The organism is Saccharothrix violaceirubra (assembly GCF_014203755.1).
Classification (GTDB): Bacteria; Actinomycetota; Actinomycetes; order Mycobacteriales; family Pseudonocardiaceae; genus Actinosynnema; species Actinosynnema violaceirubrum.
The window spans coordinates 2,072,724-2,086,835 of the sequence record NZ_JACHJS010000001.1 but is presented as its reverse complement, the minus strand read 5'-3'; the positions used below and the strand labels follow the sequence as shown (position 1 = coordinate 2,086,835).

General features: G+C 72.8%; 13 protein-coding genes. 5 read left to right on the top strand and 8 right to left on the bottom strand.

Annotated features, from left to right (window positions below; all coding sequences use genetic code 11):
- Positions 1-16 precede the first annotated feature (16 nt).
- A complete protein-coding gene (locus F4559_RS10405) occupies positions 17-583 on the bottom strand; it encodes a netrin-like domain-containing protein (protein WP_184667952.1) in 567 nt (188 codons plus the stop codon).
- Positions 584-629: 46 nt separating this feature from the next.
- Positions 630-1,907 (bottom strand): PucR family transcriptional regulator, encoded by a 1,278-nt coding sequence (locus F4559_RS10400; RefSeq protein ID WP_184667950.1) that lies wholly within the window; start codon positions 1,905-1,907, stop codon positions 630-632.
- Positions 1,908-1,988: 81 nt separating this feature from the next.
- Here F4559_RS10400 and F4559_RS10395 point away from each other — a divergent pair, with 81 nt between their 5' ends.
- Positions 1,989-2,600 carry a hypothetical protein gene (locus F4559_RS10395; protein WP_184667948.1) on the top strand — a complete coding sequence of 204 codons (612 nt, stop codon included), beginning with the start codon at positions 1,989-1,991 and terminating at the stop codon, positions 2,598-2,600.
- A complete protein-coding gene (locus F4559_RS10390) occupies positions 2,597-4,024 on the top strand; it encodes an aldehyde dehydrogenase family protein (protein WP_184667947.1) in 1,428 nt (475 codons plus the stop codon). Before F4559_RS10395 ends, F4559_RS10390 begins: the two co-directional genes overlap by 4 nt.
- Positions 4,025-4,314: 290 nt before the next feature.
- On the opposite strand, the gene F4559_RS10385 is transcribed toward F4559_RS10390, so the two are convergent.
- The gene (locus F4559_RS10385; protein ID WP_184667945.1) at positions 4,315-4,461 is read right to left on the bottom strand and encodes a hypothetical protein; all 147 of its coding nucleotides are present in this window, start codon (positions 4,459-4,461) and stop codon (positions 4,315-4,317) included.
- A gap of 155 nt (positions 4,462-4,616) precedes the next feature.
- Between F4559_RS10385 and F4559_RS10380 the strand changes: the two genes are divergently transcribed.
- Positions 4,617-5,252: a hypothetical protein gene (locus tag F4559_RS10380; RefSeq protein ID WP_184667943.1), complete on the top strand. Its 636-nt coding sequence runs from the start codon at positions 4,617-4,619 to the stop codon at positions 5,250-5,252.
- Positions 5,253-5,532: 280 nt separating this feature from the next.
- A complete protein-coding gene (locus tag F4559_RS10375) occupies positions 5,533-6,048 on the top strand; it encodes a lytic polysaccharide monooxygenase auxiliary activity family 9 protein (protein ID WP_184667941.1) in 516 nt (171 codons plus the stop codon).
- A gap of 51 nt (positions 6,049-6,099) precedes the next feature.
- On the opposite strand, the gene F4559_RS10370 is transcribed toward F4559_RS10375, so the two are convergent.
- Together F4559_RS10370 and F4559_RS10365 are read right to left on the bottom strand one after the other, a co-directional pair.
- Positions 6,100-6,837 (bottom strand): SDR family NAD(P)-dependent oxidoreductase, encoded by a 738-nt coding sequence (locus F4559_RS10370; protein ID WP_184667939.1) that lies wholly within the window; start codon positions 6,835-6,837, stop codon positions 6,100-6,102.
- A gap of 340 nt (positions 6,838-7,177) precedes the next feature.
- Positions 7,178-7,363, bottom strand: a complete 186-nt coding sequence (locus F4559_RS10365; RefSeq protein ID WP_184667937.1) for a CsbD family protein — start codon at positions 7,361-7,363, stop codon at positions 7,178-7,180.
- Between the two features lie 272 nt (positions 7,364-7,635).
- Here F4559_RS10365 and F4559_RS10360 point away from each other — a divergent pair, with 272 nt between their 5' ends.
- Positions 7,636-8,118 carry an ANTAR domain-containing protein gene (locus tag F4559_RS10360; RefSeq protein ID WP_184667935.1) on the top strand — a complete coding sequence of 161 codons (483 nt, stop codon included), beginning with the start codon at positions 7,636-7,638 and terminating at the stop codon, positions 8,116-8,118.
- On the opposite strand, the gene treZ is transcribed toward F4559_RS10360, so the two are convergent.
- From treZ to glgX, 3 genes are read right to left on the bottom strand one after another with little or no spacing between them, the layout of a single operon-like run.
- Positions 8,092-9,810, bottom strand: a complete 1,719-nt coding sequence (gene treZ / locus F4559_RS10355; protein WP_184667933.1) for a malto-oligosyltrehalose trehalohydrolase — start codon at positions 9,808-9,810, stop codon at positions 8,092-8,094. The genes F4559_RS10360 and treZ overlap by 27 nt on opposite strands.
- A complete protein-coding gene (gene treY, locus F4559_RS10350) occupies positions 9,807-11,951 on the bottom strand; it encodes a malto-oligosyltrehalose synthase (protein ID WP_184667931.1) in 2,145 nt (714 codons plus the stop codon). The genes treZ and treY overlap by 4 nt, the downstream gene beginning before the upstream one ends.
- Positions 11,948-14,071 carry a glycogen debranching protein GlgX gene (glgX, locus tag F4559_RS10345; RefSeq protein ID WP_184667929.1) on the bottom strand — a complete coding sequence of 708 codons (2,124 nt, stop codon included), beginning with the start codon at positions 14,069-14,071 and terminating at the stop codon, positions 11,948-11,950. The genes treY and glgX overlap by 4 nt, the downstream gene beginning before the upstream one ends.
- Between the last annotated feature and the right edge of the window lie 41 nt (positions 14,072-14,112).

Sequence of the window (14,112 nt, the reverse complement as noted above, 5' to 3'; positions counted from 1 at the left end):
GACCGGCCGGGACCGCTCAGCGGGTCGGCACGGTGGGCGTGCCGGTCGTCGGCCCGGAGGGGGCCGTCGACGGGGCGGTGGTCTGCCCGGTGGCGCAGGTGGTCGACGGCGCCGTGGTCGTCGTCGGCGGTGTCGTGGTGGCACTGGGCGGCGTGGTGTTCGGCGGACCGCCCGAGCTGAGCCGCGTGCCGCTGCACATCATCGTCTCGATCACGCCGTCACTGGCGTCGCCGTGCGCGAACACCAGGTAGGACTGACCGACGGACAGCCGGATGCCGCACGCCGCGCCGCTGGTCGACGTGGTCACGGTGAGCCGCCGCGGTACGTCGCCCTTGTACTCCACGCCCGGCCGCACCGTGTACCGGTAGCGGTCGTCCCAGGTCTGCGCCGGGTCGCCGGCGTCGAGCGTCTCCTTCAGGACCTGGGCGTGGAACACGTACTGCGCCCGCTGGTAGCGGGCACCCTCGGTGTCGTTCGGGAAACAACTGCACGCGCTCGCCGGGTTGGCGAACGCGGCGGTCATCAGGCCGACCGACAACGTGAGGGCCGCCGCCGCGTGGGCGGCCAATCGCAATCGCGCCAAGGTATCCCCCTCGATGACGGGACGGGCGCGGCGGTTGACCGGCACTTTACCGACCCGCGTGGAGTGCGAGCCAGAGTTCGGCCCGTAGTCCCGCCGAGTCGAGCGACCGGCCCAGCAGCTCCTCCACGCGCCGCATCCGGTTGCGCATCGTGTGCCGGTGCACGCCCAGGCGCGCGGCGGCCGGGTCCCACTGCCCGTGGCAGCCCAGCCACACCCGCAACGAGTCCCGCAGCACGGCGTCCAACGGCGCGAGCAACGCCTCGGCGAACGCGTCGGCGTCCGGCGCGAGCAGTCCGGACCCGGCCACGTCCTCGAACCGGTCGACGCCCTCCTGCCAGGCCCGCGACGCCTCCCGGTAGCCGCGCGCGACATCGTCGCATTCGGACGAAGCGGCGGCGGGCAGCGCGCAGTCCTTGGCCACCACCACGGTCCGCCCGTCGATCCGGGCCCAGAACCCGGGCGGGTCGGCGACGTCGTGGCGCAGCACGAACACCCGGAACGGCGGCTCGGGCACGCCGTCGACCGCGATCCCGGCCAGCAGCAGCCGGAACCGGGCGGTGCGCAGTTCCGCGCGCACGGCGTCGACCTCGTCGGTGCGGACGAGCGCGAGCGTGAGCAGGGACGCGGCCGTGTCGACGATGTCGCGATCGGCGAGGTCCAGGGGCCGGCCGGTCGCCACGGCGAGGAACCCGCCCCGACCCAGGACCTGGAGCGCGACGTCGGTGCCGTCGGCCTGCCAGACCGCCGACGCCCGGCCGCCCGAGATCCGGCGGACCTCGGCGTCGACCGGCGGCACGTGGCCGACGACGTGCAGCGCGTGGCCCGCCTCGTCGAGCAGCGCCACCCCGGCGTCGAGCAGGGCCGCCAGGCGGCGCACCACGGCGACCGCGCCGCGCGGCCCGACCGCCGCCCGGGTCAGCCGGTGGCGGGCGACGCTGATCCGCTCGACCGCCGCGTACTCGTCGGCCGCGACCGCCGCCGAGACGGCCTTGGTGATCGCGATGAACGGGACGGCCCGGGGCACCTCCAGCAGCGGGAACCCGATCTCGGCGGCGGCGCGGACCAGGCCGTCGGGCACGCGGTCGTGGCTGAGCCCGGTGCCGAAGCCCAGGCCCACCGCGTCGGCGTCCACGAGCCGCCGCACGTAGGCGTCGTAGGGGCCGGCCGCGAGGCCCGTGGTGAGCAACAGCTCGCCGCCTTCGAGGAACGGCGTCGGGTCGGCCAGCTCGGTGCTGTGCACCCACGAGACCACCCGGTCGAGCCCGAAGGCGACCCGGATGGTGAGCCCGGTCTCCCGCACGAGCGTGGCCAACGTCAACGGCATGGACACTGTGTACATGCATAGCCGATCGATTGGCCAGATCGGCGACTGTGCGGAACCTCCGAAAGGAGCAATGCTGGACGCATGCCCACCCCGGCCCCCAGGCTGCCCGCCCCGCGCCCGGGTACCCGCTTCGTCGACCGGGCCGCCGTCCTGACCCCGGTGTCGAGCACGTCACCCGCCGCCCTCCAGGCGATGGACACGCTGACCGGCGCGCACGCCCCCGCCGGACCGGTCCGCCTCGGCGCCGTGCCGTCCGCACACCCGGCCGACCGGGACACCGGGCCGCACGCGCCCGACCGACAGACCCCGCTCCCGGTCACGGGACCGCACACCACCCACGACCGGTTGACTCCCGGACCGCGCGCCACGGCCCCGGACGCCCCGCCCCCGTCGGCCGGACAGGACACCTCGCCACCGGCCCACCCGGCCGTCGAAACACTCCACCGCGGCACCACGCCGGCGGACCGCCGGGCCGCGGACCCGCCGACCACCGGACCCGGCACGACACCGCCGCACCGGGCCGGGCACCCGCCCGACCTCCGGGCCGTGCCCGCCGACCCCTCCCCCGGGGTGACCGACCGCGCGCTCGCCCTGCCGACCACCGACCCGGCCGGCACCGTGGTCCGCCTCGGATCGCACCCGGATTCGCCTTGCCCGCACCTGCGCGCAAAGAACGGAGTTCAGACACCATGAGCACCCCCTACTGGGTCGCCGGCCGTCCCGTGACGAGCGACGACGTGGTCGAGGTCCGCAGCCCGCACGACGGCGCGCTCGCGGGCACCACGTCGCAGGCGACCGCCGCCGACGTCGAGCGCGCGGTCGCCGCGGCCGACGCGGTCGCGGCCGAGTTCGCGCTCACGCCCGCGCACGTCCGCGCCGCCGCGCTCGACCACGTGTCCCGCCGCCTGGCCGAGCGCATCACCGAGGTCGCGGCCCTGATCAGCGCCGAGTCCGGCAAGCCGGTCAAGTGGGCGACGGTCGAGGTCAACCGCGCGATCGCCACGTTCCGCTGGGCCGCCGAGGAGGCCCGCCGCTTCTCCGGCGAACTCCAGCGCCTGGACACCGAACCGGCCTCCGACGGACGGCTCGCCCTGGTCCGCCGGGTCTCGCGCGGCCCGGTGCTGGGCATCGCGCCGTTCAACTTCCCGCTGAACCTGGTGGCGCACAAGGTCGCGCCCGCGCTCGCGGTCGGCGCGCCGATCATCGTCAAGCCCGCGCCCGCCACGCCGCTGATCTCGTTGCTGCTGGGCGAACTGCTCGCCGAGACCGACCTGCCCGAGGGCTCGTGGTCGGTGCTGCCGGTGCCCAACGAGGTGGCGTCCGAACTCGTCGCCGACCCGCGCCTGCCCGTGGTGTCGTTCACCGGCAGCGGCCCGGTGGGCTTCGCGATCCTGGAGCGCGTGCCGCGCAAGCACGTCACGCTCGAACTCGGCGGCAACGCGGCCGTGGTCGTGGCCCCCGACTGGTCGGACCTGGACTGGGCGGCCGAGCGCATCGCGACGTTCTCGATGTACCAGGCCGGGCAGTCGTGCATCTCGGTCCAGCGCGTGTTCGTGCACCGCGACGTCTACCAGCGGGTGGCCGACGCGGTCGTGGAGAACGTGCGCAAGCTGGGCCTGGGCGAGCCGTCCGACCCGGCGACCGACGTCGGCCCGTTGATCAACGAGGCCGCCGCGCGACGCGTGGAGACGTGGGTGCGCGAGGCCGTCGACGCGGGCGCCACGCTGCTGACCGGCGGCACGCGCGACGGAGCCACCGTCACGCCGACCGTGCTCGCCGACGTGCCGGCCGGGTGCAAGGTCGTGGACGAGGAGGTCTTCGGACCGGTCGTCGTGCTCGACGTGGTCGACTCGGTCGAGGAGGCGTTCGGGAAGGTCAACTCGTCCCGCTTCGGTCTCCAGGCGGGGCTGTTCACGCACGACGTGCGCCTGGCGTTCAAGGCGTCGGCACGGCTGGAGGTCGGCGGCGTGATCGTCGGCGACGTGCCGTCGTTCCGCGCGGACCAGATGCCCTACGGCGGTGTGAAGGAGTCGGGCATCGGCCGCGAGGGCGTGCGCTCGGCGATGGCCGACCTGACCGAGGAGAAGGTCCTCGTCCTGACCGGCCTGGAGATCTGAAAGCCCGGCCCCGGCCCCGTCGACCAGCGGGGCCGGGGCCACCCGATCGGCCGTGCGCGCGCCGGTCCTCGGCCACGAGTACCGACTACGGTCGCTCGACCTCGTCGAACGGCGCAGGGCCGGGCCGTTCGGCCAACGCGTCGACCGACCATCCGCAGGCGCGGGCGGCGCAGGCTGTGCTGCCCGGTGCGCGGCACCCTCATCCCCGCACGCGCCACCGGTCCGGCGCGGATCTCGTCGAACACCGGGCGTGGCACCCGACCGGGGTCAGGACGTCCAGGACGTGGCCGTCACCCACGCCGGCCCTGTACCGCGTCACCGCACCGGCCGACCGCGATCCGGGCGCGTGTCGACGCGATCGCCCGGTCCAGCAAGGGCGAACGGACGCTCCGCGGATCGGACAGCGGCAGGGTGGTCAGGTCCGGCAGTTCGGACACCAGGTCGGTATGTGCGGTCTCCTCCCCTGTCCCACCGCGTAGTCGGCGTCGGGCCCGTGATGCCCACCGTGGAATTCCCGCAGTCCCGCCTTCACGCTTCCTTTCCCGGGAAAGCCGCCCGCCCCCGGCGGAGTCGACAGGTAACGTGCGCGGGCGTGCGCAGGGTTCGGGTGGGAGAGGTCGCGGGACTGCCGTGGGTCGCGGGACTGCCCGCCGGGCGGCCGGTACTGGTCCTGGTCGGCGGGGCGGCCGGGATGGCCGACGCGCATTTCGACCTCGTCGCCGGCGTGCTCGCCGATCTCGTGCCGGTCCTCGACGGGTTCGGGGCGGTGGTCGTCGACGGCGGGACCGACGCCGGGGTCATGCGGGCCATGGGGTCGGCCCGCGCCGCCGCGGGCGGCGATTTCCGCCTGGTCGGGGTCGCGGCCGAAGGGGCGTTGGGCAAGACGCCGCTGGAACCGCACCACACCGACGTCGTGCTCGTGCCCGGCGACCGCTGGGGCGACGAGGTGCCGTGGCTCGCGGACACCGCCACGGCCGTCGCGGCCGGCCTGCCCTCGGTGACGCTGTTGGCCAACGGCGGGCTGATCAGCCTCGACGACGCCGAGTCGAGTCTGGCCCGCGGTCGCCCGCTGTTGGTGCTGCGCGGCAGCGGGCGGACGGCCGACGCCATCGCGGCACGCGCCGACGAGCGGACGGCGCGGATCGCGGACTCGCCGTTGACCCACGTCGTGACCGCCGACCGGGTCGCGGCCCGGGTCGCGCGGGCGTTCACGACGACCGGTGTGTGAACACCACCGGACTGAACTGTGAACTGGTAAGACCACTGTAGTTCCGGCGACCGGCATGACCGGGCGGTGTCCGCGGTACTCCCCCGTGACCAGCGCGGACGCCCGCCGTTCGTTTGGAAAAGATCCGAACGAACCCACCACCGCACGGTTGTCACCGGACAATCACACACAGTATGGTCTAGACCTGCCGCCGCGACTGGGAGAACGTGTTGCCCGAGCGGCCTGCGTGCTCGGGTCACGCGTCGCCCTGCCGGATATGCCCACCCGAGAGGAGCTCCACATGGCACTCCGCAAGCGGCTCGCCGCCGCCGTGGCCGGTGTGATCGCCACGCCGCTGGTCCTGGTGGCCCTGCCCACCTCGCCGGCGTCCGCACACGGCTACGTCTCGTCTCCCGCGAGCCGTCAAGCCCAGTGCGCCCGCAATGTCGTCGCCTGTGGGTCGATCAAGTACGAACCGCAGAGCGTCGAGGGTCCGAAGGGTCTGCGCAGCTGCAACGGCGGCGACGCCCGTTGGGCGGACCTGAACAACGACAGCAAGGGGTGGCAGGCCGCGAGCGTGGGCCGCACCGCCACGTTCAGCTGGACCTTCACCGCACGGCACGCGACCGCGAGCTACGAGTACTACGTCAACGGCACGCGCGTGGCGTCCTTCGCGGGCAACGGCAAGCAGCCGGGCGCGAGCATCTCGCACCAGGTGACCCTGCCGGGCAGCGGTCGGCAGAAGGTGCTGGCCATCTGGAACATCTCCGACACGCCGAACGCTTTCTACGCCTGCATCGACGTGAACGTGAGCTGATCCGAGGACCGGGCGCGGTGCGCGGGATGTCCCCCGCGCACCGCGCCTTTCTCAGGCCGTGAAACCACCGTCCACGAACACCTCCGAGCCCGTCACGTAGGCGGCGTCGGGCGAGGCGAGGAACTCCACCACGGCCGCGACCTCGTCCGGTTTCCCGTACCGGCCCAGCGCGGTGTACGCGCGGAACCCGTCGGCGGCCGGTGCGTCCGCCGGGTTCATGTCGGTGTCGACCGGTCCGGGGTGCACCACGTTCACCGTGATCCCCCGCGGACCCAGTTCCCGGCTCAACGCCTTGGTCAGCCCGACCAGCGCGGCCTTGCTGGTCGCGTAGAGCGAGAACCCGGGCACCGGGACCCGGTGTGCCACAAGGCTTCCGATGGTGACGATCCGCCCACCCTCGCCCAGGTGCGGCACGGCGGCCCGCACCGCCTCCCACGCCGCGCGCACGTTCGTCGCCATCGTCCGGTCGAAGTCGTCCGCCGACAGCCCGGTCACCGGTCCGGTGGTGAACTCGGCCGCGTTGTTGACGACCACGTCCACGCGTCCGAGGACGTCCACCGTTTCCCGGACCGCACGCGCGACGGAGTCGACGTCGGCGCTGTCCGCCTTGTGCACCAATACCCGACGCCCCGACGCCGTGACGGCCGCGGCCACGTCGTCGGCCTGTGCCCGACACGTGACGGCCACGTCCGCACCGGCCCGCGCCAACCGGAGCGCGACCGCCGCCCCGATTCCCCTGCTGCCGCCCGTGACAAAGGCGACCCGTCCACCCAGCTGTGCTTTCTCCACAAGGGGGATCGTGGTCGCCGACGGGCCCGGATTCCGGCGGGAATCGGACCCGTAATTACGTTGCGGGCCCCGACGGGCCTCGCCTAGGTTTTCCTTACACGAGAGAGGAGGTGGTCCAAAGTTGTGTAGCAACAGGACTCGTCGTGAGGTGGCTGTCCGCTAGGGCCGCATTTCTCAAGGCGGCCCGGTGAAATCCAGGCGGCCTCCCGACCCCCGTGACCCCGAGCACAGTCCGGCTCGGCCCGCCGCAGGCGGGAAAAGGTCCGGGGGTCGCTTCACGTCCGGAGCCGGAAACGGAAAAGCGCCGTCCGGAGGTCCGGACGGCGCCGCGGTTTTCCCGTCAGTGGCGGTTCTTCGGGCGCAACGCGTCCTTCACCTTTTCCGCGGCCTGCTTCAACGACGCCTTGGTGCGCTCGCCGCGTCCCTCGGCCTCGGTCCGCCGGTCGCCCGTCGTCCGGCCGAAGCCTTCCTTCGCACGGCCCTTCAGCTCCTCGGCCATGTTGCGGATCTTGTCCTCGGCACCCATCACCGCTCCTCCGGTTCGCCTCGATACGGCCACTCGGGGGATACCCGCGCGCACGGGCAGGAAACCTGCTGCCGTCCCACGCACACCTCCGGTTTCGCCCGGTCGGCACCGACCTACTACGGTGATCGACTGACGCGGTTGAAAAGCCAGCCGCAAGCCACCCCGGAGTCACCGGGGTCAGCGAGAGCTGTGGGCTTGCCGGGTGCCGACTCCGCGCTTCCCCGCGCTCTCGCACCGGCTGACCGGTTCCGACGTGCGAAGGGAGCCCGACCGTGGTCGGGGATGACGGCTTGGACGATTCGCTGACCGCGCGGATCGCCGGCTTGGAGGCCGAGGTGCTGGGGCTGCGCAACGCGGTGCGGACCCGGACCGTCATCGGTCAGGCGACGGGCCTGATCGCGGCCGTGCAGGGCTGTTCGCCCCAGGAGGGGTTCCGGTTGCTGGTCCGCATGTCCCAGCACCACAACGTGAAGCTGCACACGATCGCCGTGCGGCTGGTCGACCTGGCCGCGGAACTCGGCCCGCGCCGTGCGGTGCGGGCGGTGCACCTGACGCCCCAGCGGCCCGCCGAGTGGCCGGGGACCGAGGTGGTCGAGGCCGCCCGCGACCTCGTCGAGGCTCACGACGCCGCCGAGCGGGAACACCGCCCCGACGAACGCCGGCGCCTCGCGGACCTGGTCGCCCAGGCGACGAAGGAACTGGTCGAACGCCTGGCCGAGGTCGGCTGGCTACCCGACGACGGGCTGAGACCCTAGCCCCACCACGACGAACGAGGCGGCGGGCACGCGCATCGCGCGCCCGCCCGACTCCACCGGAGCCGACGACAGCAGCACCTCGCCGCACGGGCCGTCGAGTTCCACGTCCACCGGCTCGGCGCCGAGGTTGCACACGACCCGCAGACCGCCCCGGTGCAGCACCAGCGCCGTGCCGACCTCGCGCACCTCGAACCGGTCCACGCGCGGGTCGGCCAGTTCCGGGTGGGACCGCCGCAACGCGATCAGCTCCCGGTACATCCGCAGCACGTCCGCGTGTCCGGGTTCGACGGGTTCGTCCCACCGCAGCGTGGACCGTCGCACGGTCTCCGGGTCGATCGGGTCCGGCACGTCGGCCTCGCCCCAGCCGTGCCGGGCGAACTCGCGCCGACGTCCGGTGCGCACCGCCTCCGCCAGTCCGGGATCGGGGAAGGAGGCGAAGAACTGCCACGGCGTCGACGCCGCCCACTCCTCCCCCATGAAGATCATCGGCGTGTAGGGCGAGGTCAGCACGATCGCCGCGCCCACCGCCAGCAGCCCGTGCGGCACGGTCGCGGACAGCCGGTCGCCGGTCGCCCGGTTCCCGATCTGGTCGTGGTTCTGCAGGTAGGCGAGGAACCGGTGGCCGGGCACCCGCCGCGTGTCGACCGGCCGCCCGTGGTGGCGTGACCGGAACGACGACCACGTGCCCGCGTGGAAGAACACGCCGCGCAGAGTCGCGGCCAGGGCGCCGACGAAGTCCGGGTAGTAGCCGGCGGTCTCGCCGGTCAACGCCACGTGCAACGCGTGGTGCAGGTCGTCGGACCACTGCGCGTGCAGTCCGGTGCCGCCGCCCTCGCGAGCGGTGACCAGCGACGCGTCGTTGAGGTCCGATTCGGCGATCAACGTCAGAGGCCGCCCCAACCCGGTCGACAACGCCTCGACCTCGACGGCGAGCTGTTCGAGCAGGTGCACGGCACCGCGGTCGACCAAAGCGTGCACGGCGTCCAGCCGCAGCCCGTCCACGTGGAAGTCGCGCAACCAGGCCACCGCGTTGTCGACCACGTACCGGCGCACCTCGTCGGACCCCGGCCCGTCCAGGTTGAGCCCGGGTCCCCAGTCGTTGCGCCCGGCGAAGTACGGCCCGAACCGGTCGAGGTAGGCGCCCGACGGGCCGAGGTGGTTGTAGACCACGTCGAGCAGCACGGCCAGTCCCCGCGCGTGGCACGCGTCCACGAAGCGCTTGAACCCGTCCGGCCCGCCGTAAGGCTCGTGCACCGCGCCCCACAGCACCCCGTCGTAGCCCCAGCCCGCGACGCCGTCGAACGCGTTCACGGGCATCACCTCGACGTGCGTCACGCCCAGGTCCACCAGGTGGTCGAGCCGGGCCGCGGCACCGTCGAAGGTGCCCTCCGGGGTGAACGTCCCGATGTGCAGCTCGTACACGATCCCACCCGCGAGCTGCCGGCCCGCCCACCCGGAGTCGGTCCACGCGAACTCCGAGTGGTCGTACACGCGGGACGCCTCGTGCACGCCGTTCGGCTGCCACGAGGACCGGGGGTCGGGCAACGCCGTCCCGTCGACCACGAACGCGTAGTCGGTCCCGGACGCCTCGGCCCGCCACCAGCCGTCCGGGGAGCCGGACATCGGGTGGTCGACGCCGTCGACCCGCAGGGACACCAAGGCGGGCGTGGGCGCCCACACGGAGAAGATCACCGGTCACCTCGCACGAGCAGGGCCACGGGATAGCGGTCGAGCAGGTCGGCCAGGGCCGCCGACGCCGGACGCGACGTGAGCACGTCGGTCCACGCTCCGGGCGGCAGCGGCAGCACCGTGTCGCGCCACCCGCCGCCGGCGGCCAGCCCGACCGGCAGTCGGGTCGCGACCGCCACCAGTCCGCGACGCTCGTACGCGAGCACGTGTTCCGCCGCGGGCCCCGACGCGGCCAACGGCCGGTAACCCCGGAACGACTCCGGCATGTCGCGCCGCAACCGCAAAGCCTTGTGCACCACCAGGAGCTTGGCCGCGCCCGAGTCGTCCACGGCGGGCAGGTCGCCCGCCTCGATCCGGGCCAGCAGCCGCCGCCGCACCCCGTAGTCGACCGGCCGCCGGTTGTCCGGGTCGACCAGCGACAGGTCCCACAGCTCGGTGCCCTGGTACACGTCGGGCACGCCGGGCGCGGTGAGCTGCACCAGCTTCTGCCCCAACGAGTTGGACCAGCCCGCGGCCATGATCCCGGCGACGAACTCGGCGACGTCGCCCGCGAGCGGTCCGTCGAGCACGGCGGCCGGCCACGCCGCGACCGCCGCCTCGAACTCCTCGTCGTGGTCGGTCCACGACGTGCGGATCTTCGCCTCCTTGGCGGCCTTGTCCAGGTAGGCGGCCATGCGGGCAGGGGTGATCGGCCACGCGCCCACCAGCGACTGCCACGCGAGCAGGTTGAGCGACGGTTCGTCGATCGGGTGCGCGGCGGTCCACCGGCGCACGGCCGCCGCGAACTCGTCCGGGATCTCCGACAGCACGGCGAGCCGGGCACGCACGTCCTCGGCGCGCTTGGTGTCGTGGGTCGACAGGGCCGTCATCGTGTGCGGCGACCCGGCTTCCCGCTCGGCGGCCCGGCGGTGGAACTCCGCCGGGGACACGCCGAACCGGTCGGGCGTGCCGCCGACCTCGTTGAGCGCCACGAACCGGGTGTAGCGGTAGAACGCGGTGTCCTCGGTGCCCTTCGCCACGACCATGCCGGACGTCTGCTGGACCCGCGTCGCCAACTCGCCCAGGGGATCGGCACGCACCATCTCGTCGATCACGCGCACGGCGGGCGAGGTCGACGCGGCCACGGCGGCGTCCCACGCGGCACGACCCTCGGGCAGGTAGGACCGGTACACCGGGAAGTCCGCCAGCAGTCGCGCCACGCCGCGTTCGGCGTCCGGGTGCGGCACGAGCGCGGCGATCCGGCGCACCTCGGCGCGCAGGTTCGCGGCCGCGATGCGTTCCCGCGCCTCGTGCTCGACCCGGGCGAAGTCCGTCGGAACGCCGTACGCCGCGGCCAACGCGGTGAACCCGGCTTCGCCCGCCGGGTCGACGAACAGCCCGCACACCTCGCGCAACGCGTCGTAGCCCGTGGTCCCGTCGACCGGCCACGACGCGGGCAGCCGCTCGTCCGGTCCGAGGATCTTCTCCACGACCAGCCACGCGTCGGTCCGCGCGCGCAACGCCCGCGCGTACCCGCCGGGATCGGACAGGCCGTCCGGGTGGTCCACGCGCAGCCCGGTCACGTCCCCGGCCGCGACCCAGCGCAGCACCTCGTCGTGGGTCGCGGCGAACACCTCGGGGTCCTCCACGCGCACCGCGGCGAGCGTGGTGATGTCGAAGAACCTGCGGTAGGTCAGCTCCGCGTCACCGCGCCGCCAGTCGATCACCCGGTAGGTGCCCCGGTCGACCTCGCCGGACGCGTCGGCCGCGAACGGCAGCACCAGGCCCGCGTCCCAGTCGACGTCGAAGTACTTCGCGTACCGCGATTCCCGGCCGTGCGCGAGCAGGTCGAGCCACCACGCGTTGGCCGTCTCCAGGTCGACGGCCATGTGGTTGGGCACGATGTCGACCACGAACCCGAGCCCCGCCCGGCGCACCGCCGCGCACAGCGAGACCCGACCGGGCTCGCCGCCGAAGTCGGTGCGCGCCCTGGTCGGGTCGACCACGTCGTAGCCGTGCGTCGAGCCGGGCACGGCTTCCAGCAGGGGCGAGGCGTACAGCGCGCCGACGCCCAACGCGTCGAGGTAGTCGACGACCGCCTCGGCGTCGGCGAAGGTGAAAGCCGGTGTGAACTGCAACCGGTAGGTGGAGGACGGCGCGTTCATCGCGCGCCGTTCCGCTGGAGCACGACCAACGACCGCGCGGACAGCGTCACCCGCCCACCCGCCGACACCGTCTCCCCGGTCCGGGGATCGGCCACGACACCCGTCGCGGTGTCGACCACCACCGTCCACTCCGGACCGTAGTCGGCGTTGGGCAGGGTGGCCTCGATGTCCTCGTGGTGGGCGTTGAACGCGACCAGGAACGAGTCGTCGAGTACCCGCATGCCCCGCTGGTCCAGGTCCGGGATGCCCTCGCCGTTGAGGAACACGACCACGCAGCGGCCGAAGTCGTCCTCCCACGTCCGCTCGGTCATCTCGGCGCCCGACGGCGTGAACCACGCGATGTCGCGCAGCTCGTCGCCCTTGCGGATCGGCTTGCCCTGGAAGAACCGGCGGCGGCGCAGCACCGGGTGCGCCCGGCGGAAGGCGCCCAGCGCACCGGTGAACTCCACCAGGTCGCGGTTCTTCTCGGCGAGCGTCCAGTCCACCCAGGACAGTTCGGTGTCCTGGCAGTACGCGTTGTTGTTGCCGTCCTGGGTGCGGCCCAGCTCGTCGCCGTGCAGCAGCATGGGCACGCCCTGCGACAGCATCAGCGTGGCCAGCAGGTTGCGGCGCTGGCGGGCGCGCAGCTCGTTGACCTCGGGGTCGTCGGTCGGCCCCTCGACGCCGCAGTTCCACGAGCGGTTGTCGTCCGCGCCGTCGCGGCCGTCCTCACCGTTGGCCTGGTTGTGCTTCTCGTTGTAGGACACCAGGTCGGTGAGCGTGAACCCGTCGTGCGCGGTGACGAAGTTGATCGACGCGTACGGCCGGCGGCCGTCGTCCTGGTAGAGGTCGGAGCTGCCGGTGAAGCGGGACGCGAACTCGCCCAGCGTCGCGGGCTCGCCGCGCCAGAAGTCGCGGACCGTGTCCCGGTACTTGCCGTTCCACTCCGTCCACAGTGGAGGGAAGTTGCCGACCTGGTAGCCACCGGGTCCGACGTCCCACGGCTCGGCGATCAGCTTGACCTGGCTGACCACCGGGTCCTGCTGCACCAGGTCGAAGAACGTCGACAGCCGGTCCACGTCGTAGAACTCGCGGGCCAGGGTCGCGGCCAGGTCGAACCGGAACCCGTCGACGCGCATCTCGGTGACCCAGTAGCGCAGCGAGTCCATGATGAGCTGCAAGGTGTGCGGGCTGCGCACGTTGAGCGAGTTGCCCGTGCCCGTGTAGTCCATGTAGTGCTTCTGGTCGTCGTCGACGAGCCGGTAGTACGCCTGGTTGTCGATGCCGCGCATGGACAGCGTCGGCCCGAGGTGGTTGCCCTCGGCGGTGTGGTTGTAGACCACGTCGAGGATGACCTCGATGTCCGCCTCGTGCAGGGCGCGGACCATGCCCTTGAACTCCTGGACCTGGTTGCCCGTCTCGGGCAGCGCCGCGTAACCCTCGTGCGGCGCGAAGAACCCGATCGTGTTGTAGCCCCAGTAGTTGCGCAGGCCCTTCTCGGCCAGGCCGTGGTCGGTGACGAACTGGTGCACGGGCATCAGCTCGACGGCCGTCACGCCCAGGGCCTTGAAGTGGTCGATCACCGCCGGGTGCGCCAGACCCGCGTACGTGCCGCGCAACCGTTGCGGCACCTCCGGGTGGAGCATGGTCAGGCCGCGCACGTGCGTCTCGTACACGACCGACTCGTTGTACGGGGTCTTGGGCGGCCGGTCGTTGGCCCAGTCGAAGAACGGGTTGACCACGAGCGACAACGGCACGTGCCCGGCCGAGTCGGCGTCGTTGCGCCCGTCCGGATCGCCGAACGGGTAGCCGAACAGGGACTCGTCCCAGTCGACCGTGCCCGTGATCGCCTTGGCGTACGGGTCGATCAGCAGCTTGTTCGGGTTGCAGCGCAGGCCGCGCTTGGGGTCGTAGGGCCCGTGGACGCGGTAGCCGTACCGCTGACCGGGTCCCACGCCGAGCAGGTAGCCGTGGTGGACGAACCCGTCCACCTCCGGCAGCCTGACCCTCGTCTCCCGGCCGGTGTCGTCGAACAGGCACAGTTCGACGTACTCCGCCACTTCCGAGAACAGGGTGAAATTGGTTCCGACGCCGTCGTAGGTCGCCCCGAGGGGATAGGGCGTTCCGGGCCAGGGCCGCACTGTGCTCCTTAGCAGTCCTAGTTCTGTGACACCCGTTCCCA